A 20,992-nucleotide genomic window follows, 5' to 3' on the forward strand; every position below is an offset into this window, starting at 1 on the left:
CACGGCTCCGGTCTCAATGGATGCGAGTGTTTCGACCGAAGCACCCGCATCGGTTGAGACCGGAGCGGCAGAAAGGCGTCAGCTCAGCGACTTGACCTCGAGTGCGCCGGGCTCGTCGCCCGCGCGCACGGTCGCGAACGCCGTGTAGCCGTCGGCGGATGCCCGCTCGAGCAGCGCCTTGAGATTCTTCGTGCGACGCTCGAGACGCACGCGCCCGCCGTCCGCAACCAGCGCGGCCTTGTGCGCGAGCAGCTCGGTCAGCGGCACATCGGCGTCGTGCACGAGGACGACCGACTCCGCAGCGTCGGCCTCGAGCGAGGCGACCAGGTCGACGATCCGCTCGAAGCCGATCGAGAACCCCACCGCGGGGACCTGCTGGCCGAGGAAGCGCCCGATCATGCCGTCGTAGCGGCCGCCGCCGCCGAGCGAGTAGTCCACCGAGGGGTGCGCGAGCTCGAAGATCGTGCCCGTGTAGTAGCCCATGCCACGAACGAGGAACGGGTCGAAGACCAGCGGGATCTCCCCCGCACCGGGGCGCGCCGCCGCGACCGCGTCGCCGAGGGCGACGAGTTCGGCGACCAGGTCGTCGGGGGCGTCCTGGGGCAGCGCCTTGCGGATCTGCCGCTCGCCGTAGGGGTTGTACTCCATCGTCTGCGCACGGGTCAGGAAGGCGCGCAGCGCCTCCACTGCGGGCGGGGTCGCGCCGCGTGCCGCGAGTTCGTCGATCACGCCGTCCGCGCCGACCTTGTCCATCTTGTCGATCGTGATCAGCACACCGGGGCGCTCGTCGACCGAGAAGCCGAAGGAGTCCAGCATCCAGTCGAGCACACGCCGGTCGTTCACGCGCACCATGCCGCCCTCGAGACCGAGCGCGTCGATCGTGTCGAGCGAGGCGGTCATCAGCTCGGCCTCGGCACGGGCCGAGTCGTCGCCCATGATGTCGATGTCGCACTGCACGAACTGGCGGTAGCGCCCCTTCTGCGGGCGCTCCGCGCGCCACACCGGGCCGATCTGGATCGAGCGGAACACGGTCGGCAGCTGGCCGCGGTTGGTCGCGTAGAAGCGCGCCAGCGGCACGGTGAGGTCGTAGCGCAGGCCGAGATCGCTGAGGGACGCCGGGTCGTCGGCACCCTGCCGGATGGCGTCGGCGTCGAGCCCGCGCCGCAGGATGTTGTAGGACAGCTTCTCGTTGTCGCCGCCGATACCGGCATGCAGCCGGTCGTACTCCTCGACCACGGGCGTCTCGATCTCGTCGAAGCCGTGCGCGCGGTAGCGCTCGCGGATGACGGCGAGCACGCGCTCGCGACGGGCCTTGTCAGCGGGGAGGAAGTCGCGCATTCCGCGCGGCGGGTTCACGGTTGCCACGGCTCCATCTTTCCAGGTCTGCGCCGGCGACCTGTCACCGCGGCGCGACGGCGACGATCTCGGCGTTCGCGACGCCTGCACCCGTGCAGGTCGAGTCCGCCGCGGCGCCCAGCGACACCGGAGATGACCGGCGACGACGGGTCAGTCGCCGGACTCCGCGGCGCGTACGTCGTCCTCGAGCAGGTGAAGCCGCTCGCGCAGGGCGCGCTCGGCATCCCAGCCGTTCGCGCGGGCGTGCGAGACCAGCGCGAGCAGGGCGTCGCCGAGCTCGGCCTCGGATGCCGGCCCTCCGTCGCGCGGAGCCGTCGCGGTTCCTGAGCGCCCTTCCTCTCGCTCCGCTCGCTCAGGGACCGGAACGCCGGCTGAAGGGCGCTCAGGGTCCGGGACGACGGCGGACGCCCGGCCGAGCAGCTTCTGCGCGAGCGCGAGCGCAGGCATTCCGCGCGGCACGCCGTCGAGCACGCTGCGCCGCTCGCGCTTCTCGGCCGCCTTCGCGGCGTTCCAGTGCACGAGCACCTCTTCCGGCGTCGTCGCCACGGCGTCGCCGAAGACGTGCGGATGCCGGCGCACCATCTTCTCGGTCAGGCCGCGCGCGACGTCGTCGATGTCGTACTCCGAGACCTCCGCGGCGATCGCCGCGTGGAACAGCACCTGCCAGAGCAGGTCTCCGAGCTCTTCACGCAGCTCGTCCGCGGTGCCGTTCTCGACAGCGTCGATGACCTCGTGCGCCTCCTCGATCAGGTACGGCACGAGGTCGCGGTGCGTGATCCGCTGCGACCACGGGCACTCGGCCCGCACCCGGCGCATCACTTCCGCGGCATCCCTCAGCGGGTCGCTCATCCGCCGGCCTTCCTGTTCTCGCCACCCGGTCTTACTGATCGACGTCGCTCGGCCCGGCTCCTCCGCAGGATGGTCACCGACCACGCGATTCGCAGCACGCGCCCGCGCCGCGAGCAGGGGAAGACGCTCATCAGGCCGTCCGTTCGAGCGATCGGTAGTGCTTCGCACGCAGCGAGACGACGACCGCCGACAGGGCGAGAGCGATGAGCGATCCGCCCAGCACGCCGAGGATCGCCTGATCGCGGATATCCGCCTCGCCGGCGAACGCGAGGTTCGCGAGCAGCAGCGACACCGTGAACCCGATACCGCCGAGAACACCGGCGGCGACCAGGTCCGGCAGCACGAGCGCCGGCGCCTGACCGCGCGGGCGGAACCGCATCGCGATCCAGCCGAACAGCGTGATGCCGATGATCTTGCCGACCGGCAGCGCGATGAGGATCGCCCAGAACGCCGGCGACAGGCCCTCGCCTCCGAGCTGCGGGATCACGACGAACGCCGCCGCGAAGGCGAACACCGGCAGGATGATGCCGTTCACCCAGGGCTCGAGCGCGTGCCTGGTGCGCTCCGCGGGCACCGGCGACATCACCAGGCCCAGCATCACGCCGGCGATCGTGGCGTGCACGCCCGATTCCGAGACCAGCACCCAGGTGGCGACCCCCACGACGATCATGAGGACCGCGATCAGCCAGTGGCCGCTGCGCCCGAGCATCCGGCTCAGGATCGCGAACGCGCCCACCGCGACGACCGCGAGCAGGAACAGACCCCACTGCACGTCATGCGCGAACAGCACGGCGATGAAGATGATGCCGATGATGTCGTCGAGGATCGCGAGCGCGAGCAGGAACACGCGCACTCCCGACGGAAGACCGCGGCCGAACATGGCGAGGACGCCGAGCGCGAAGGCGATGTCCGTCGCGGTCGGGATCGGCCAGCCGGACGCCGTCTCGGGGCCGCCCGCGATCAGCAGGTAGATGGCGATCGGCACCAGCACGCCGCCGGCGGCGGCGACCGCGGGCTGGGCGGCCTTGTGCAGGCTGTCCAGCTCGCCGTGCGTCAGCTCGTGGCGCAGCTCGATCGCGACCATGAGGAAGAAGATCGCGAGCAGGCCGTCGGCGATCCAGTCCGAGATCGAATGATCGATGTCGGTACCCGGGATCGCGATGTGGAAGCCGAGCACCTCCGCGATCGAGTCGTGCGTGGGCAGGTTGGCGAGCAGCAGCCCGAGCGCCGCCGCCACCAGCAGGAGCACGGCGGGGAACTGCTGTCCGCGAAGGGCCTTCACTGAGATGCGCATCGCCTCCATGCTCTCACCCCGGCCGGATGTCACGCGGTCGGGACGCCCGTTCGCGCCGGGATACTCTCGAAGAATGACCCCTGAGCCCACCCCCACCGAGGCCATCCGCGTCATCACCCGATTCGAGGCATCCGACGGCATTCCTGACGAGATGCGCGCCGACGTGCGCATGCTGGGCGGACTGCTCGGCCAAGTCCTGCGCGAATCCGGCACGCCTGGCCTGTTCGAGGACGTCGAGCGGCTGCGCCTGGCGACCATCCAGGCCTACGACGAGGAATCGGATGCCGCGTTCCGCCGCGCCGCCGAGATCGCCGACGAGTTCACCATCGAGCGTGCCGATGAGGTGGCGCGCGCGTTCACCTGCTATTTCCACCTGGTGAACCTGGCTGAGGAGCACCAGCGCGTGCGCATCCTGCGCGAACGCGCCGGCAAGCCCGGCCGTGAGGCCGCCGCCGACACCGTGGCGACCGCCTTCGCGCGGCTGCGCTCCGAGGTCGGCGAGGACGAGGCCCGCCGTCGTCTGGCAGGGCTCCGCTTCCACCCCGTCTTCACCGCGCATCCCACCGAGGCGCGCCGGCGGGCCGTGTCCGGCAGCATCCGCCGGCTGTCCGAGCTGCTCACCCAGCACGACGCGACCAGCGACGGTGGCGCCGAGCAGCGCCGGGCGCTGCGCCGGATGCTGGAGGAGGTCGACACCCTGTGGCGCACCGCCCCGCTGCGCGCACAGAAGCCGACGCCCACCGACGAGGTGCGCACGGTCATGAGCGTCTTCGACGAGACGCTGTTCACGACGGTGCCGCACATCTACCGCCGGATCGACGACGATCTGCGCGGCGACGAGTCCGGTGACTCCGCCCCCGTCGTGCCGTCCTTCGTACGGATCGGATCGTGGGTCGGTGGCGACCGCGACGGCAACCCGTTCGTGACCTCGTCTGTGACGCGCGAGGCATCCGCCATCGCCTCGGAGCACGTGCTGCGCGGACTGGAGCGCGCGATCGAGCGCATCGGCCGCACTCTCACGCTGGACGCGGAGGACACTCCGCCGAGCGCCGAAGTGCAGGCGATCTGGGATGCGTTCGCGCAGGCAGCCCCGGAACTGGCCGAGGAGATCGCCACCCGCTCCCCCGCCGAGCCGCACCGCTGCGTGCTGCTCGTGCTCGCGCACCGGGTGCGCGCCACCCGGCACGAGAGCCGCGGCGCCTACGGCGCCCCCGAGGAGCTGCTCGCCGACCTGCGCGCCGTGCAGCGCTCGCTGGCGGATGCCGGTGCCAGACGCCACGCGTTCGGCGGCGTGCAGCACCTGATCTGGCAGGTCGAGACCTACGGCTTCCACCTCACCGAGCTCGAGGTGCGCCAGCACTCCAAGGTGCACCGTCAGGCACTCGCCGAGCTCGACGCCGGTGGCCCGATCAGTGCGCAGACCGAGGAAGTGCTGGAGGTCTTCCGCGCCATCTCCGAGATCCAGAAGCGCTACGGCCTGCGTGCCGCAGGCCGCTACGTGGTGTCGTTCACGCAGTCCGCCCAGGATCTCGCGAACGTGCACCGGCTGGCGGACTACGCGCTCGGCGCGGACGCCCCGGTGCTCGACGTCGTCCCGCTGTTCGAGACCTTCGCCGACCTGAAGGCGGCGCCCTCGATCATGAGCGAGGCCGTCACCACTCCCGAGTTCCAGGCACGCCTGGCCGAGACCGGCAACCGGCTCGAGGTCATGCTCGGCTACTCCGACTCGTCGAAGGACGTCGGCCCGGTGGCCGCGAACCTCGCCCTCTACGAGGCGCAGCGCGAGATCGCCCTGTGGGCGAAGGATGCCGGGATCGAGCTGACGCTGTTCCACGGTCGCGGCGGCGCACTCGGCCGCGGTGGCGGCCCGGCGAACTCCGCGATCCTCGCGCAGCCGCCGCACTCCGTGGACGGCCGGTTCAAGCTCACCGAGCAGGGCGAGGTCATCTTCGCCCGCTACGGCGAGCCCGCGATCGCGATGCGGCACATCGACCAGGTGGCCGCGGCGACGCTGCTGGCGTCCTCGCCCACCGTAGAGGAGCGCACCAGCAGTGCGGCATCCCGCTTCGCGCACATCGCCGATGTGATGGACACCGCGTCGCGCGACCGGTTCTTCTCCCTGGTCGCGGCCGAAGGTTTCGCGCCCTGGTTCGCCACCGTCACGCCGATGGAGGAGATCGGACTGCTCGCACTGGGCTCGCGCCCCGCACGCCGCGGCCTGTCCGTGGAATCCCTCGAGGACCTGCGTGCCATCCCGTGGGTGTTCGCCTGGACACAGGCGCGCATCAACCTCGCCGGCTGGTTCGGTCTCGGCTCGGCGCTCGAGGCCGTCGGCGACGAGGAGGCGCTGATCGAGGCGTACCGCGAGTGGCCGCTGCTGCACACGATGGTCGACAACGTGGCGATGAGCCTGGCGAAGACCGACGAGCGCATCGCCCGCGAGTACCTCGCGCTCGGCGACCGCGACGACCTGGCGAAGCTGGTCCTCGACGAGCTCGAGCTCACCCGGGACTGGGTGATCCGCCTGACCGGCGGCGACCGCCTGCTCGCGAACAAGCCCGTGCTGCAGCGCGCGGTGCAGCTGCGCAGCCCGTACGTCGACGCCTTGTCGCTGCTGCAGCTGCGGGCGCTGCGCGCCCTGCGCACGTCGGCCACCACCGAGCCCGTCGCCTCGCCCGATCTGCAGCGACTGCTGCTGCTGTCGGTCAGCGGAGTGGCCGCCGGCCTGCAGAACACCGGGTGATCGGGTGCCCTCGTGCTGCTGACGCAGAAACGAGGACACCCTAGTGATCGATGTACAGTGAGACTCCGCCCGATCCGGCGAATCCTCACGCGACACGATCGCCCGCAAGACCCATTCCCCCTTCAGAAAGCACCCGCGTGACCATCGAGACCACAGCCGACTTCCACCCGCTCTCCACCGCCGCACAGCCCGTCTTCGACGCCGTGCGCACGCTCAACCCCAACGAGCCGGAATTCCACCAGGCTGTGCACGAGGTCCTGCACTCGATCGGCCCCGTGCTGGAGCGCCGCTCGGAGTACCTCGACAAGGGCGTGCTCGAGCGCCTCGTCGAGCCGGAGCGGCAGATCATCTTCCGGGTGCCGTGGATCGACGACGCCGGCAAGCTGCAGGTCAACCGCGGTTACCGGGTGCAGTACAACTCGGCGCTCGGCCCGTACAAGGGCGGACTGCGCTTCCACCCCTCGGTGAACATCTCGATCATCAAGTTCCTCGGCTTCGAGCAGATCTTCAAGAACGCGCTCACCGGCCAGGGCATCGGCGGCGGCAAGGGCGGATCGAACTTCGACCCGCACGGCAAGAGCGAAGCCGAGGTCATGCGCTTCTGCCAGTCGTTCATGAACGAGCTGTTCCGCCACATCGGCGAGCACACCGACGTCCCCGCCGGTGACATCGGCGTCGGCGGCCGCGAGATCGGCTACATGTTCGGCATGTACCGCAAGATCACGAACCGCTTCGAGTCCGGCATCCTCACCGGCAAGGGCCTGGGCTGGGGCGGTGCACAGGTGCGCACCGAGGCCACCGGCTACGGCGCCGTGTTCTTCGTGCAGGAGATGCTGGCCGTGCACGGCGAGAACCTCGAGGGCAAGCGGGTCGCAGTCTCGGGCTCGGGCAACGTCGCGATCTACGCGATCGAGAAGGCTCAGCAGCTCGGCGCCCGCGCCGTCACCGCGTCGGACTCGACCGGCTACGTGCTCGACGAGGCCGGCATCGACCTGGCCCTGCTGCGCCAGATCAAGGAGGTCGAGCGCGGCCGCATCGTCGAGTACGCGAACCGTCGTCCCGGCGCTGTCTTCGTCGAGGGCGGCAACGTCTGGGAGGTCCCGGTCGAGATCGCCGTACCGTCGGCGACGCAGAACGAGCTCGACGAGGACTCCGCGCGGATGCTCGTCGCGAACGGCGTGCGCGCCGTCGCCGAGGGCGCGAACATGCCCTCGACCCCTGAGGCCGTCGGAGTCTTCCAGCAGGCCGGCGTGCTGTTCGCTCCCGGCAAGGCCGCGAACGCCGGCGGCGTGGCGACCTCGGCCCTGGAGATGAGCCAGAACGCCGCCCGTCAGCGCTGGAGCTTCGCCGACAGCGAGCAGCGTCTGCGCGACATCATGGCCGACATCCACGACGCGTCCTTCCAGGCCGCGGAGCGCTACGGCGTGCCGGGCGACTACGTCGCGGGCGCCAACATCGCCGGCTTCGAGCGTGTGGCCGACGCGATGCTGGAGCAGGGCGTCATCTGACGCATCCGTCGCAGCCTTTTACCGCGACCCCGTCTGGATCACGTCATTCAGGCGGGGTCTCGGCGATTCGGGCGAGCGTTCATCGCCTCGCGGTCGCGGTGCACTTTCCTGCTCGCGCTGCGATTTCGTGCTCAGGCTGCGCATCCCGGCATCCGGCCACGGTCGCGCTGCAATCATCCGCTCACGCGACGCGAATACGCGCCGTGCGAGCTGGGCAATGGCGCGCGAGAAAGGATATGCCGCAGGAGGAGGGACCCGCCGCGCGCGAGCAGAAGAGCGCGGATGCCGCGGGTCAGACCGCGCGGTCGTCGACGTGCCGGGCGAGCGAGCGGGCGTAGCGCTCTGTGAGCTGCACCATCAGATCGGGCGTGGAGCGGTCCACTCCGAAGACGTATCCGGGGAAGTCGAGCTCGTGCTGAGCATCCCAGATCTCCTCGTGCCGATCCGGCGAGAGGATACGCACGGGGTCTCCGACCGCGACCCACCCGATAGGAACCACCGTCTCCGGCGGCAGCGTGGTGCGCAGGTGCACCACGCCGTTGATGCGCACCTCGCTGCGCTCCTGGATCACCGCGCCGTTGAAGACGCGCACGCCGGTGGCGAGGAACACCTCCTCGGCGATCGTCGCACCCGAGATGCTCGCCATCGGGCCCACGAGCACGTGGTCGGCGATGTGTACGGGGTTCGCCGCGGTTGCGCGGATCAGCGCGTTCTCCATCACGATCACGTGCTCGCCGAGTGTGATCGGGCCGCCCTCGGCGGTGATCACGGCACCGTGCAGCACCTGGCAGTTCTCGCCGATCGTGACGTCTCCCGAGATCACGGCCGAAGGTGCGACGACGGCGGTCTCGTGGATGCGGGGTCGACCCCCGAGGTGCTCGTAGATCATGCCGTCAGACTAGTCGTGCGCCGGTGGGTCCCATAGGACTTCGGACGGTGTGCGCGCCGCGGCTCGATGCATCAGAGGCGGCGACGTCCCTACCCCGCAGGACGGAACCGTGCGAGCTCGTCGTCCATGCCCTCATCCGCGGCCGACGCCGCGCCGGAGAACCCGAGCACCGCGGTCGTGAACCGCTCGGCTGTGAGTGCCCGAAGCCGCAGATCGGTGCGAGCACGCACTGTCGCGGTGCGCACCGTGCGGCGCAACAGAGCGATCTCGCCGAATCCCTCACCGGGTCCGAGGGTCGCGACCACCCGGCCGTCGCCGAGCACCTCCGCCTCGCCGGACTCGATCAGGTAGTACCGGTCGCCGATGTCTCCCTGCGCGAACACCGTGGTCCCCTGCGGAACCTCCACGGGCTCCAGACCGCGGGCGAGATGTTCTATCGCCGACAGCGGCAGCGGGCCGAACAGCGGGACCTCGCGCAGCAGGGCGATCTCGGCGTCCTGCTCGCGGACCGTCCGGTCGATGCGCCGCAGCCGCCACCACGACGCGATCGCCAGCGCCGGACACAGCACGCCGATCGCGAGCAGCGCGGTCTCGACGCCGAAGACCTCGGCGAGAGCGGATGCCACCAATGAGCCGATCCCCATCGTGATGGCCACGATCGCCTCGAGCACGCCGAACACTCTCGCCATCACCGCATCCGGCGTCAGTCTGCCGATCAGGGTGAACCCGGCGGCGTCGATGAGCGCGTTCGCGAGGCCGACGACGGCGAGCAGCGCGAGCGCCGTCGCCTGCTGAGGGAAGGCGCCGATGAGTGCGATGGGCAGGCCCCACATTCCGACACCGATCGCGAACCAGGCGCCGAGTCGCCAGGTGCCGATCAGGACCGAGGATGCCAGGGAGCCGAGCACCGCGCCCATGCCCAGGGCCGCCATCAAGGCGCCTGCCCCCGCCTCACCCATCCGGAGCAGTTCGATCGCGACGACGACCGAGAACACGCTGAGCGCCCCGCGGGTGAAGGTCTGCGCGGCGATGAGCGCAAGCATCAGCCGCAGCGGCCGGCTGCCGCCGACCGCCCGCAGCCCCTCGGCCGCCTCGGCGACGAGTGCAGGACGCCGCACCGGCGGAGTCGGGGCTCCCTCGTAGTGCAGGCGGAGCACGAGCAGCGCGGCGATGGTCGCCCCGGCTGCGGCGGTCAGGAGCACCGCCGCAGGGCCGGCGAGCGCGAGCAGGACTGCGGCGAGCAGCGGCCCGATCAGGCTCGCCGAGGAGTCGAGCAGCCCGCGCACGACGTTGGCACCCGCCAGCTCACGGCCGGTGCGGCACAGCGTGGGCAGCAGCGCGGAGTGGGCGGGGCGGTAGAGCGATGCGGTGACGGACGACAGCGCCGCGATCGCATACACGAGCACGATCGGACCCGCGAGCAGGACGATCACCGCGGCAGCGACCATCGACGCCGCACGCAGCAGCGTCACCGCGACCAGCACCCGTTCCCGTCGGACCCGATCGGCCAGTGGCGCGAGCAGCGGGGTGAGCAGCGCGGCCGGCAACATGGTCACGAGCCCGACGAGCCCCACGGCCAGCGTCCCGCCCGCGCCGTAGGCGACGATGCTGAGCGCCACGGCGAAGGCGCACTCGGCCGCCCACCAGCTGAGGAAACTCAGCTGCGCGCGACGCAGACTCGCATTGCCCCAGTTGCTCGCGAAGGCGGCCGCCGCCTCGGCGAACTTCGGGCCCACCCCAGAGGCCATGGCGAAACAATAGGCCGAGCGAGCCCCCGCCGACCAGTGCTGGTCGCGTTTGGGGCGAGGATGGAGACATGCCCGTCGTGCCCTTTTCTCCCCTCGCGTCCGACCAGGAGGCCGTGACCTACGCGCACGGCCCCGACTCGGCGGTGCAACCTGGTGTCCGCGCCGGCACGGTCCGCGAGTTCGTCATCGATGACAGCCGCGCCTATCCCGGGACGATCCGTCGGGTCTGGGTGCACACCGCGGCCGGCCACGACCCGTCCTCGCCGGCAGCTGTGACCCTCTTCAACGACGGCTGGTGGTACCTCGATCCCGAGGGCGATGTCCGCGCCGGCATCGTGCTCGACAACCTCGCCGCGCAGCGCGCGATTCCGCCGATGATCGGGATCTTCGTGGATCCCGGCGAGTTCCCCGGCTCGGTGATGCCCAAGAACCGCAACAACGAGTACGACCCGGGTGACGCCCGCTACGTGCAGTTCCTGCTCGACGAGGTGCTCCCGCGGGCGATCGAGGGACTCACCTTCGGAGGAGGGATGGGGATCTGCGGCGGCAGTTCCGGCGGCAACGCCGCCTTCACGGCCGCCTGGCACCGCCCCGACGCGATCGCCCGCGTGATCGCGTTCAACCCGAGCTTCGCGCAGATGCCCGGCGGAAACCCCTATCCCGCGCTGCTCGCGGACGGCGAGACCCGCCGCATCCGCACTCTCCTGCACGCCGCGCACCACGACATCGGCTGGAACGACCGCGAGGACAACTGGTTCGCCGAGTCGCTCGAGACCGCCGCGGCGCTGGCCCGCTCCGGCCACGATCTGCGCCTGGTCGTCGGCGACGGCGGGCACAGCCCGAACCATGGCGGCGTGCTGCTGCCCGACGCGCTGCGCTGGCTCTGGCGCTGAGCGCGCCCACCCCGCTGCGCCGAACTCCGGACGTCACGGTAGACACGCCGCGCGGACCGCGGACGCCACGGTGCGGCGCGCGCCGGCATCCGCAGCTGGGCACGGCCGTGATTGACTGAGCGGATGCCGGTCTCGCCCTACATCGCCTCGCTCCGCGCCCATGTCGGTCACGACCTGCTGATGCTCCCCGCGGTGACCGCGGTGATCCGGGACGGCGACCGGTTCCTGCTTGCCCGGCATTCGGACTCGGGGATGTGGGGCCTGATAGGCGGCAGTATCGAGCCCGGCGAGCACCCCGCCGACGCGATGGCCCGCGAGGTGCGCGAGGAGATCGGTGCCGGCATCCGCGTCCTTGGGATCGTCGGCGTCTACGGCGGCGAGGAGCTGGTGGTGGAGTATCCGAACGGCGACCGCGTCGCCTACGTGACCACGGCATACTCCTGCGGACTGACCGGTGCGCCTCGCCCCGATCTCGACGAGATCCTCGAGGTCGCGTGGTTCACGCGCGACGAGATCTCCGCGCTCGATCTTCTGCCCTACGTCGAGCAGGTGCTCAGGGACGCCTGACCCGTCAGTGCGTGATCGTGGTCTGCTGATAGAGGGCGAGGCGGAGTCGCCCGTCGCGGAGCGTGTAGAGACTCGTCATCAGCGCCACGAACGGATCCTCGCCGTCTCGCTTCGCGTGAGCCCGGTAGACCAGTGCGACAGCGTCCGCACCGATGGGGACCGTTCGAGCATCGGTCAGCTCGTACGACTTCCAGGCCGGCGCTCCGTCCAGGGACTCGGACACCGCGGTCCGATCGAGGACCGCACCGTTGACGAGGATCATCACGGCCTCGTCGGTCATCAGGGCGCCGTAGAAGGCTCCGCCGCGCGACTCGCACAGCGCGTCCCAGCCCTGCCGCTCGGCTGCGAGCAGCGTGCCCCGTTCGAGCGAGTCCGCGTGCATCTCAGCTCCCGTTCGCCCGTGCGACGCGAGTCATCCCGAGCACGAGGGCCGCGGGGAACAGTATCGGAGTCCGCATGGTCCGAGGATCCGCGATCGTCACCATGCGCCACAGGCCATTGACGCGCACGCCGGGACCGAGTAAGTGAGCTCGTGCGACCGCTGCTAGGGTCGTGGGCATGCAATGCCGGTGAGTCGCCTCCGATCCCCCGCCTTCGGGCGCCGTTCTGTGCGCCCGGGCATCCTTCGACAGGAAAGACCCACCATGCAGCACCCTCTCTCCGGACGCACCGCCCTCGTCACCGGGGTCTCACGCCGCGCCGGCATCGGCTACGCGACCGCCACGACCCTCGCCGCCCTCGGCGCGAACGTGTTCCTGCACCACTTCCGCCCGCACGACCTCGACCAGCCGTGGGGCGGTGACGACCTCGAGGCCGTCCGCTCCGGCGTCGCCGAAGCGCTGGTCCCCGGCGCTCTCTCCGGCGACCGGCACGCCGATCTGCGCGACCCCGAGTCGATCGAGCCTCTGCTCGACGCGGCATCCGCGCTGACGGGATCGCTCGACATCCTCATCTGCAACCAGGCGATGAGCGGCGGCGACGGCGGCATCCTCGACATGACCGCCGACCGGCTCGACGCGCACTGGCAGACGAACGCCCGCGCGACGATGCTGCTCACCGCCGGCTTCGCCCGGAGGAAGGCTGGGACGGATGCCGCGGCGCAGCGCCCCGGCGAGCGTGCAGGTTCCGGCCCGTTCGAGAAGCCGACCGGCCACGTGATCTGGATGACGTCCGGCCAGGCCGACGGTCCGATGCGGGGCGAGGTGGCCTACGCCACGAGCAAGGCGGCGCTGGCGGGGGTCACGAAGACCGTCGCCGCCGAGCTGCTCGATCACGGCATCGTGCTGAACACGGTCAATCCCGGGCCCGTCGACACCGGCTATCTCGATCCGGCTACCACTGACCGCGACCTCAGCTGGCTGCCTGAGTTCCTCGCGAAGACGCCGTTCGGGCGGTTCGGCCGTCCCGACGATCCGGCCCGGCTGATCGGCTGGCTCTGCACGGATGCGGGGTCGTGGGTGGTCGGCCAGGTGCTCACGACCGACGGCGGCTTCGCGCTGCGTTGAGCGCCGACGCTCAGCCTGCCTCGACCTCCCACCCCCGGATGATGTGCACGATCGCGTCGGAGGTCGCACCCGGGGCATCCGCCATCGCGACGTGACCGGCGCCGGGGATCGCGTGCAGCGGCACGCCCTCGGCGTCGGCCCACGCCTGCATCGCCGTGCGGATGTTGCCGGTGCGGTCCTCCGCGCCGACGACCAGTCCGAGCGGCACGGGCGTCCGGTACGCCGGGTCGGGCGCGACGAACGAGGCGGTCGCGCGCCACACGTCGAGGAACAGGGGTTTCGGCACCCGGGCGAACGTCGCGCGGATCGCCTCGATCGCCTCGGGCGTCGTCGCCGAGGCATCCGCCATCAGCCTCGGCAGCCGAGACGCCGGAATGAGCCGGAGCATCGGCGCGGCCAGCCGCAGCCCGAGGCGCTCGCCGGCGGTGAGCGGCCCGGTGTTCCAAGTGGTGCCGACGGCGATCATTCCGCCGACCCGATCGGGGTTCTCACGCACGTACGCCTGGGAGAGGTTGCCGCCCAGCGAGTGCCCGACCAGGATCGGCTGCTCCAGCCGCAGCTCGTCGACGAGCGCGTCGAGATCGGCCAGCGCGTCCTCCGCCGTGAAGCGTGTGCCCGCGGCGAGCGCAGAGGCGCCGTGCCCGCGCAGATCCCAGCGGATGCTGCGGTGCCCGGCATCCTGCACGGCCTGCGCCTGCGCGGCGAACGACTCGCCGTCCATCCCCGCGCCGTGCGTGAACACGACCGGCCGGCCCGGGCCTCCGCCGTCGACGTAGTGGATGGTCGCCGTGCCGCGCTCGAGGATGCCCGTCATGCCTCGAGCCTAGGAGTCCCTCGGCGGCTCAGGACGCCTCGGCCTTGACCGGCTCCGGGAACAGCGCGGTGAACAGGCTCCCCACCCACTCGATCAGGTCGATGTCCTCGGGCATCGGCACCAGCAGCGCCTCTCCCCCGGCGACGAACTTCGCCTTCGGGTAGAGCCGCTGCAGCCGCACCTTCATCGAGTCCGGCAGATTCGCCGGGGCGATCCGCAGGTTCGAGCCCATCGCGACCACGTCGGACAGCCCGGCGCGTGCCGCACGGCGGCGCAGTCGCGCGACCGCGACCAGCCCGCCGACCTCGTCGGGCAGCGCGCCGTACCGGTCGGTGAGCTCCTCGACCACGAGGTCGATCGCGTCGTCGGTGGCGGTCGGCCCGGCGGCGGCGGAGAGCTTCTGATAGGCCTCGAGGCGCAGTCGCTCGCTGTCGATGTAGTGCTCCGGGATCCGTGCGTCCACCGGCAGTTCGAGCCGGAGCTCGACATCGGAGGAGGTGTCCTCGCCGCGGAACGTCGCCACGGCCTCGCCGACCATCCGCAGGTACAGGTCGAAGCCGACGCCGGCGATGTGGCCGGCCTGCTCCGCGCCGAGCATGTTGCCCGCTCCGCGCAGCTCGAGGTCCTTCAGCGCGACCTGCATGCCCGAGCCCAGGTCGTTGTTCACGGCGATGGTCTGCAGCCGGTCGGCGGCGGTCTCGCTGAGCGGCTTCATGTCGTCGTAGAGGAAGTACGCGTAGGCGCGCTCCCGCCCGCGACCGACGCGTCCGCGCAACTGGTGCAGCTGTGACAGTCCGTACTTGTCGGCGCGGTCGATGATGATCGTGTTCGCGTTGGAGATGTCGAGGCCGGTCTCGATGATCGTCGTCGACACGAGCACGTCGTACTTGCGCTCCCAGAAGTCGTCGACCACCTGCTCCAGCTGGTGCTCGCCCATCTTGCCGTGCGCGACGGCGATCCGCGCCTCGGGCACGAGCTCGGCGAGCTCGGATGCCACGCGCTGGATGGACTGCACCCGGTTGTGCACGAAGAACACCTGGCCCTCGCGCAGGATCTCACGGCGGATCGCCGCGGCGATCTGCTTGTCGCTGCGCGCGCCGACGAACGAGAGGATCGGATGCCGGTCCTCGGGCGGGGTCTGCAGCGTGGACATCTCGCGGATGCCGGTGACCGCCATCTCGAGGGTGCGCGGGATCGGGGTGGCGCTCATGGCGAGGATGTCGACGTTGGTCTTGAGCTTCTTCAGCGCGTCCTTGTGCTCGACGCCGAAGCGCTGCTCCTCGTCGATGATCAGCAGGCCGAGGTCTTTGAAGATCACCTGGTCGGTGAGGATGCGGTGAGTGCCGATGACCATGTCGACCGTGCCGTCGACGAGACCCGCCAGCGTGAGCCGCGCCTCCTTGTCGGTCTGGAACCGCGACAGCGGGCGCACCTTCACCGGGAACCCGGCGAACCGCTCGGTGAACGTCTCGAGGTGCTGCTTGACGAGCAGGGTGGTCGGCACGAGCATCGCGACCTGCTTGCCGTCCTGGATCGCCTTGAACGCGGCGCGCACGGCGACCTCGGTCTTGCCGAAGCCGACGTCGCCGGACAGCAGGCGGTCCATCGGGATCGGCCGCTCCATGTCGGCCTTGATCTCGTCGATGGTCTGCAGCTGGTCATGCGTCTCCGCGAACGGGAACGCCTCCTCGAGCTCGCGCTGCCAGGGGGTGTCCGGGCCGAACGCGTGCCCCTTGGCGCTCATCCGCGCCGAGTACAGCTTGACCAGCTCGACGGCGATGTCGCGCACCGCACGGCGGGCCTTGCCCTTCGCCGCAGCCCAGTCGCTGCCGCCCATCTTCGAGAGGGCGGGCGCTTCACCGCCGACGTACTTCGAGAGCAGGTCGAGCTGGTCGGTGGGCACGAACAGCTTGTCGCCCGGGTAGCCGCGCTTGGACGGCGCGTACTCCAGCACGAGGTACTCGCGGGTGGTCTTGACGGCGTTGCGTCCGCCCGAGGACACCTCGCGCTTGGTCATCTCGACGAACTTGGCGATGCCGTGCGTGTTGTGCACGACGTAGTCGCCCTGCTTGAGCTGCAGGGGGTCGACGACGTTCTTCCGCCGCGAGGCGAGCTTCTTGACGACGCGCTGGTCACCGCCGATGGTGCGCCCGTAGAACTCGCTGTCGGTGAGCACTGCGAGGCGTGCCTCTGGCACCTGGAAGCCGGACTCGACCGCACCGGTCACCAGGGTCGCGACACCGGCATCCGGCTCCGCCGCGAGGTCCTCCATGATGCGGGCGGCGATGCCGCGGTCGCCGAGCACATCCAGAGCGCGCTCGACGAGGCCCTGACCGGAGGCGATGACGACGACGCGCCAGCCGTCCTGCAGCCGCGCCTCGACGAAGGAGATCGCGCCGTCGACGTTGCCGTGGAACGAGGGGATGACGGAGGAGTCGAGGTTCGCGGCATCCGCGTCGTCGGTGGCGAACGTGCTCAGCCGCCACCACACGCCGTCACGCTCGCGCACCACGTCGCGCAGCTGCGCGATCGTGCGGAAGTCGCCGGCGCCGAGATCGATCGGAGCGGATGCCCCGGACGTCGCGGCGCTCCACGCGGCGTCGAGGAACTCCCGGTTGGTCTCGCCGAGGTTCTGGGCGCGGGCGCTGGCGCGCTCGGGGTCCACGATCGCGGCGGCGGACCCCTTCGGCAGGTACTCGGCGAGCGTGACGAGCGGGCCGGCGACGGCCGGCAGCAGCGATTCCATGCCCTCTACGGGGATGCCCTCGCTCATCTTCTCCAGCATCCCGGCGATCGCCGGGTACCTGCCGACGAGTTCGCCGGCGCGCTCGCGCACCTCCGCGGTGAGCAGCAGTTCACGACTCGCCGGCAGCTCGATCGCGGCGATCTCGCCGGGGAGCGAGCGCTGGTCGGCGACGGAGAACGCGCGGATCTGATCGACCTCGTCGCCGAAGAACTCCACACGGGACGGATGCTCGGCCGTCGGCGGGAACACATCGAGAATGCCGCCGCGCACGGCGAACTCGCCACGTCGCGAGACCATGTCGACGCGGGAGTACGCCCGCTCGACGAGCTGCTCGACGGCGTCCTCGAGTTCGAGTCCGCGGGCGCCGACGCGCAGCTCGAGCGGGGCGGCGTCGCCGAGGTTGGCGGCGAGCGGCTGCAGTGCAGCGCGCACCGATGCGACGACCACCAGCGGCTTCGCGCCGTCCCAAGTGGTGATGCTGCGCAGTGTCTCGAGCCGACGGCCGACGGTGTCGGGGCTCGGGCTGAGGCGCTCGTGCGGCAGGGTCTCCCAGGCCGGGAACGTGAGGATCTCAGCATCGGCGAGGTAGGTGTCCAGAGCCGCGGCGACCGACTCGGCGCGCCGGCCGGTCGGCGTCACGACGAGCACGGCGGCCGGATGCCCGGCGTCCGCCCGCTTCTGGAGCAGTCCCGCGACGACGGGGGCATCGAGCCCGTCGACCAGCGAGATGTCGGCGTCGGTGGACGCCCAGCTGAGAGCATCGCGGTACAGGTTCGCCTCTTCCAAGGCGCGCAGAATCCCCGGAACAGTCACCGGACAAGTGTATTCCGGGCCGCCGACATGCGGGGCCCGGCGATTACACTGACCGGCATGACGCTCCCTCCGCCGAACCAGTCCCCGCACGCGCAACCGGCGGCCGTCGTCTCCGAGCCCGGCTCGCCCGTGCTGGGGCGCTGGGCTCTGGGTCTGGGGATCACCGCGCTCGTGTGCGGAGCGGTGAGCGCGATCGGCGCCGTGCTCAGCCTGTTCAGGATCCTTCCCTTCGATTTCAGCCCGGCGACCTCACTCGGCACCCTCGTCGGGCTCACCGCCATCGGCTTGGGCATCGCGGCGGCGGTGTCGCGCCGCGGGCGCAGGGCAGGGATCTTCGGCATCGTGACGGCGCTCGCGGGGGCTCTGGTGTGGGGACTCGTCTGGGGTGGACTGATGCTGTACACGCTGATCGGCTTCGGGGCGGTCATCGTCGACCAGTCCTCGTGACCCGTCGACGGGAGCCGCACACACGACCGTTCCGGTCAGCGCGTGCGGCGTGCGGCGCGGAAACCGTCGACGGCGAGCACGGTCAGCGCCACAGCGAGGATGCCGTACACGAAGACGTCCGCGCCCTGCATCCGCTCGCCGAGCAGAAGGGCGACCACCACCAGCAGGACGGGTTCGACATAGCCGAGCAGGCCGAACACCGGCATGGTGAGCAACGACGACGCCGCGAGGTAGAGCGTCATCGCCGCGGCGCTCGCGAACCCGATCGCCAGCATCGCGGCCGTCTCGGGCCCTGACGACGGGCCTCCTCCGGTCAGGAGGAACAGGACGGCGACCGGCAGCATCAGCGCGATCTCCCAGCCGAACACGATCGGACCGTCGAGTCCGAACCGCTGCCGCAGCACGAAGTACACCGAATACGGGACACAGATCACCAGCGTCACCCAGGACAGCTCCGGCGTCGCGACGAGCTTCACCGTGACGGCTACTGCGGCGAGCCCCACCACCGCCCACTGCAGCACGCTCACCGGATGCTTCATGAGGAACCGGCCGCAGAGCACCAGGCAGATCGGCAGCAGCAGATAGCCGAGCGAGGTGTCGAGGGCATGCCCGTTCTGCGGCGCCCACATGAACAACCACAGCTGTACACCCACGATCGCGGTGAGCAGCAGAGACAGCGGCGGCATCCACCAGCGCGAGCGCAGCCGGCGCCACAGCATCCGCAGCGCCCGGCGCGCACCGGGATGCAAGAGTGCGGCCCCGTAGCAGGCGAAGGCGATCACCACCCGCCAGGCGAAGACCACCTCCGCCGAGACCGTGACCAGACCCGCGAGCAGGAACATGCCGCCGAACAGCACGGAGGCGGCGATCGACGCGAGCACACCGCGCGCGGAGGAATGCTGCACCGCCACGCCCGTCTCCGTCCTTCGCGACGTCGTGCCGCCCTCTCAGGATATCGGCGCCCGACGCGGCGGCCGGCTGCTCAGTACGCTGGCCCGATGGAACCCGTCTCCCTGCGCACCGATCGCCTCGTCCTCAGCATCCCGACGGAGGCGGACGTCTGGCCGGTGCTCGCCGGCTGACACGCGGGGATTCGGCCCGTCCGCCCGCGCGCCGCTACGGTGTTGCGGATGGAACCCGTCACCCTGCACACCGCCCGTCTTGTCCTCGACCTGCCTGCTGAGACCGACGTCGATGCGATCACCGCGGCCTGCCAGGATCCGGCGATCCAGCGCTTCACGACGGTGCCCAAGCCGTACGCCCGCAAGGACGCCGAGGACTTCGTGCGGCTGATCCCTCAGTGGTGGGCGGCCGGTTCGGCCGCGACCTGGGTGATCCGCTCCGGAGAGACGCTCGCCGGAGCGGTCGGCCTGGCCCAGATCGACGACGGCGGTGCGGACATCGGCTACTGGATGGCGCCGGAGGCCCGCGGTCAGGGGATCGTCTCCGAGGCCGTGCACGCCGTCGTCGAGTGGGGCTTCGAGGGGCCGCTGCGCCTGCACCGCATCGGCTGGCGCGCCGTCGCGGGCAATGAGGGCTCGGCACGCACGGCCCGCTCCGCGGGTTTCCGCTACGAGGGCACGATGCGCGCGGCCTTCCGGCACGGCGAGCACCGGGATGACGGGTGGATCGCCGGCCTGCTGGCATCCGATGACCGGACCCCGGCGGACTGGCCGGTGCTGGTGCGATAGACGCGCCCCTGGCCGGATGTCGCACCCGGGTGACAGGATGAGTGCATGCCCGAGATGCCGGAGGTGCAGGGTCTCGTCGACTATCTCGCCGAGCGTGCGGTGGGCCATGCGATCACGCGCACGAGCGTGGGCGAGATCGCCGCGCTGAAGACCTACGATCCGCCGAACACCGCACTGCACGGCGCCACGATCACGGCGACGAAAAGGTACGGCAAGTTCGTCGACGTCGCGTGCGGAGACGACCTGCATCTGGTCTTCCACCTCGCCAAGGCCGGCTGGCTGCGCTGGTACGACGCCCTGCCGACGACCCTGATCAAGCCCGGCAAGAGCCCGATCGCCCTGCGCGTCGCCCTCGACGACGGCAGCGGCTTCGACCTCACCGAGGCGGGTACAAAGAAGTCCCTCGCGGTGTACGTGGTGCGCGATCCGCAGGACGTGCCGGGCATCGCCCGGCTCGGTCCCGACCCCTTCGACCCCGCGTTCACCCGGGACGCGTTCGCCGCGCTGCTGGCGGGGCGGCGCACGCAGATCAAGGGTCTGCTGCGCGATCAGGGGCTGATCGCCGGCATCGGCAACGCCTACTCCGACGAGATCCTGCACGCGGCGAAGATGTCGCCATACGCGCCGGCGGCGAACCTCGACGACGCCGAGATCGACCGGCTCTACGAGGCGATGCAGACGACGCTGCGGGAGGCCACAGCCGAGGCGTCGGGCAAGCCGCCCGCCAGCCTCAAGGACGCGAAGCGCTCCGGCTTCCGCGTGCACGCCCGCCGCGGTGAGGCCTGCCCGGTCTGCGGCGATACGATCCGCAGTGTGTTCTTCGCCGACCGCAGCCTGGAGTACTGCCCCACCTGCCAGACCGGCGGCAAGGTGCTGGCCGACCGCCGGCTGTCGCGGCTGCTGAAATAAGGCGTCACCGGGAATGAATCGGCGTATGCCACGTTGAGTAGACTCAGAGCATCAACGTGCTCCGGGGTCGGTGAGAATCCGAACCGGCGGTGACAGTCCGCGAACACCCTTCAGGGTGCCGATCCGGTGGAATTCCGGAACCGACGGTGATGCGGGAGAAGACTCCCGCGTAGTCCGGATGAGAGGAAGCACGGCACGCGCACGCGTGCCTCGGCACCCC

Annotated in this window: 17 protein-coding genes and 1 riboswitch; of the genes, 8 read left to right on the plus strand and 9 right to left on the minus strand. The window is 70.7% G+C overall.

Annotated elements, in window-relative coordinates; genetic code table 11:
* Positions 1–78 precede the first annotated feature (78 nt).
* The 3 genes from hisS to nhaA form a co-directional block, all read right to left on the minus strand.
* Entirely contained in the window at positions 79–1,338 is a 1,260-nt protein-coding gene (hisS, locus tag GON06_RS07525; RefSeq protein ID WP_157311821.1) for a histidine--tRNA ligase, read from the minus strand.
* Positions 1,339–1,506: 168 nt separating this feature from the next.
* Positions 1,507–2,205, minus strand: a complete 699-nt coding sequence (locus GON06_RS07530; protein WP_157311650.1) for a MazG family protein — start codon at positions 2,203–2,205, stop codon at positions 1,507–1,509.
* Positions 2,206–2,335: 130 nt separating this feature from the next.
* Entirely contained in the window at positions 2,336–3,499 is a 1,164-nt protein-coding gene (gene nhaA, locus GON06_RS07535) for a Na+/H+ antiporter NhaA (protein WP_157311651.1), read from the minus strand.
* A 73-nt stretch (positions 3,500–3,572) separates the two neighbouring features.
* Between nhaA and GON06_RS07540 the strand changes: the two genes are divergently transcribed.
* Together GON06_RS07540 and gdhA are read left to right on the plus strand one after the other, a co-directional pair.
* Positions 3,573–6,242 (plus strand): phosphoenolpyruvate carboxylase, encoded by a 2,670-nt coding sequence (locus GON06_RS07540; protein WP_157311652.1) that lies wholly within the window; start codon positions 3,573–3,575, stop codon positions 6,240–6,242.
* A 137-nt stretch (positions 6,243–6,379) separates the two neighbouring features.
* Positions 6,380–7,750 (plus strand): NADP-specific glutamate dehydrogenase, encoded by a 1,371-nt coding sequence (gene gdhA / locus GON06_RS07545; RefSeq protein ID WP_332837264.1) that lies wholly within the window; start codon positions 6,380–6,382, stop codon positions 7,748–7,750.
* 292 nt (positions 7,751–8,042) lie between these two features.
* Here the strand turns inward: gdhA and GON06_RS07550 are convergent, their stop codons facing one another.
* Both GON06_RS07550 and GON06_RS07555 read right to left on the minus strand, forming a co-directional pair.
* Positions 8,043–8,639 carry a gamma carbonic anhydrase family protein gene (locus GON06_RS07550; RefSeq protein WP_157311654.1) on the minus strand — a complete coding sequence of 199 codons (597 nt, stop codon included), beginning with the start codon at positions 8,637–8,639 and terminating at the stop codon, positions 8,043–8,045.
* Positions 8,640–8,728: 89 nt separating this feature from the next.
* Positions 8,729–10,387, minus strand: coding sequence for an MFS transporter (locus GON06_RS07555; protein ID WP_157311655.1), 1,659 nt, complete (start codon positions 10,385–10,387; stop codon positions 8,729–8,731).
* A gap of 68 nt (positions 10,388–10,455) precedes the next feature.
* Here GON06_RS07555 and GON06_RS07560 point away from each other — a divergent pair, with 68 nt between their 5' ends.
* Entirely contained in the window at positions 10,456–11,280 is an 825-nt protein-coding gene (locus tag GON06_RS07560) for an alpha/beta hydrolase (protein ID WP_157311656.1), read from the plus strand.
* A gap of 123 nt (positions 11,281–11,403) precedes the next feature.
* A complete protein-coding gene (locus GON06_RS07565; RefSeq protein ID WP_157311657.1) occupies positions 11,404–11,847 on the plus strand; it encodes an NUDIX domain-containing protein in 444 nt (147 codons plus the stop codon).
* A gap of 4 nt (positions 11,848–11,851) precedes the next feature.
* Here the strand turns inward: GON06_RS07565 and GON06_RS07570 are convergent, their stop codons facing one another.
* On the minus strand, positions 11,852–12,229 hold the full coding sequence (locus GON06_RS07570; protein ID WP_157311658.1) for a nuclear transport factor 2 family protein: 378 nt from the start codon (positions 12,227–12,229) through the stop codon (positions 11,852–11,854).
* 262 nt (positions 12,230–12,491) lie between these two features.
* Between GON06_RS07570 and GON06_RS07575 the strand changes: the two genes are divergently transcribed.
* Positions 12,492–13,352 (plus strand): SDR family oxidoreductase, encoded by an 861-nt coding sequence (locus GON06_RS07575; protein ID WP_157311659.1) that lies wholly within the window; start codon positions 12,492–12,494, stop codon positions 13,350–13,352.
* A 10-nt stretch (positions 13,353–13,362) separates the two neighbouring features.
* Here the strand turns inward: GON06_RS07575 and GON06_RS07580 are convergent, their stop codons facing one another.
* Together GON06_RS07580 and mfd are read right to left on the minus strand one after the other, a co-directional pair.
* Entirely contained in the window at positions 13,363–14,166 is an 804-nt protein-coding gene (locus GON06_RS07580) for an alpha/beta fold hydrolase (RefSeq protein WP_157311660.1), read from the minus strand.
* Between the two features lie 28 nt (positions 14,167–14,194).
* The gene (gene mfd / locus GON06_RS07585) at positions 14,195–17,725 is read right to left on the minus strand and encodes a transcription-repair coupling factor (RefSeq protein WP_332837265.1); all 3,531 of its coding nucleotides are present in this window, start codon (positions 17,723–17,725) and stop codon (positions 14,195–14,197) included.
* 57 nt (positions 17,726–17,782) lie between these two features.
* On the opposite strand from mfd, the gene GON06_RS07590 reads away from it, so the two are divergent.
* A complete protein-coding gene (locus GON06_RS07590) occupies positions 17,783–18,172 on the plus strand; it encodes a hypothetical protein (RefSeq protein ID WP_157311661.1) in 390 nt (129 codons plus the stop codon).
* A gap of 35 nt (positions 18,173–18,207) precedes the next feature.
* On the opposite strand, the gene rarD is transcribed toward GON06_RS07590, so the two are convergent.
* Positions 18,208–19,083: an EamA family transporter RarD gene (rarD, locus tag GON06_RS07595; RefSeq protein ID WP_198346641.1), complete on the minus strand. Its 876-nt coding sequence runs from the start codon at positions 19,081–19,083 to the stop codon at positions 18,208–18,210.
* Positions 19,084–19,302: 219 nt separating this feature from the next.
* On the opposite strand from rarD, the gene GON06_RS07600 reads away from it, so the two are divergent.
* Both GON06_RS07600 and GON06_RS07605 read left to right on the plus strand, forming a co-directional pair.
* Complete coding sequence (locus GON06_RS07600; protein WP_157311662.1) at positions 19,303–19,863, plus strand: GNAT family N-acetyltransferase; 561 nt, start codon at positions 19,303–19,305, stop codon at positions 19,861–19,863.
* 45 nt (positions 19,864–19,908) lie between these two features.
* Positions 19,909–20,772: an Fpg/Nei family DNA glycosylase gene (locus tag GON06_RS07605; protein ID WP_157311663.1), complete on the plus strand. Its 864-nt coding sequence runs from the start codon at positions 19,909–19,911 to the stop codon at positions 20,770–20,772.
* 53 nt (positions 20,773–20,825) lie between these two features.
* Positions 20,826–20,967, plus strand: a riboswitch (FMN riboswitch).
* Positions 20,968–20,992 lie beyond the last annotated feature (25 nt).

This window comes from Microbacterium sp. MAH-37, assembly GCF_009758255.1.
In the GTDB taxonomy this organism is placed as follows: Bacteria; Actinomycetota; Actinomycetes; order Actinomycetales; family Microbacteriaceae; genus Microbacterium.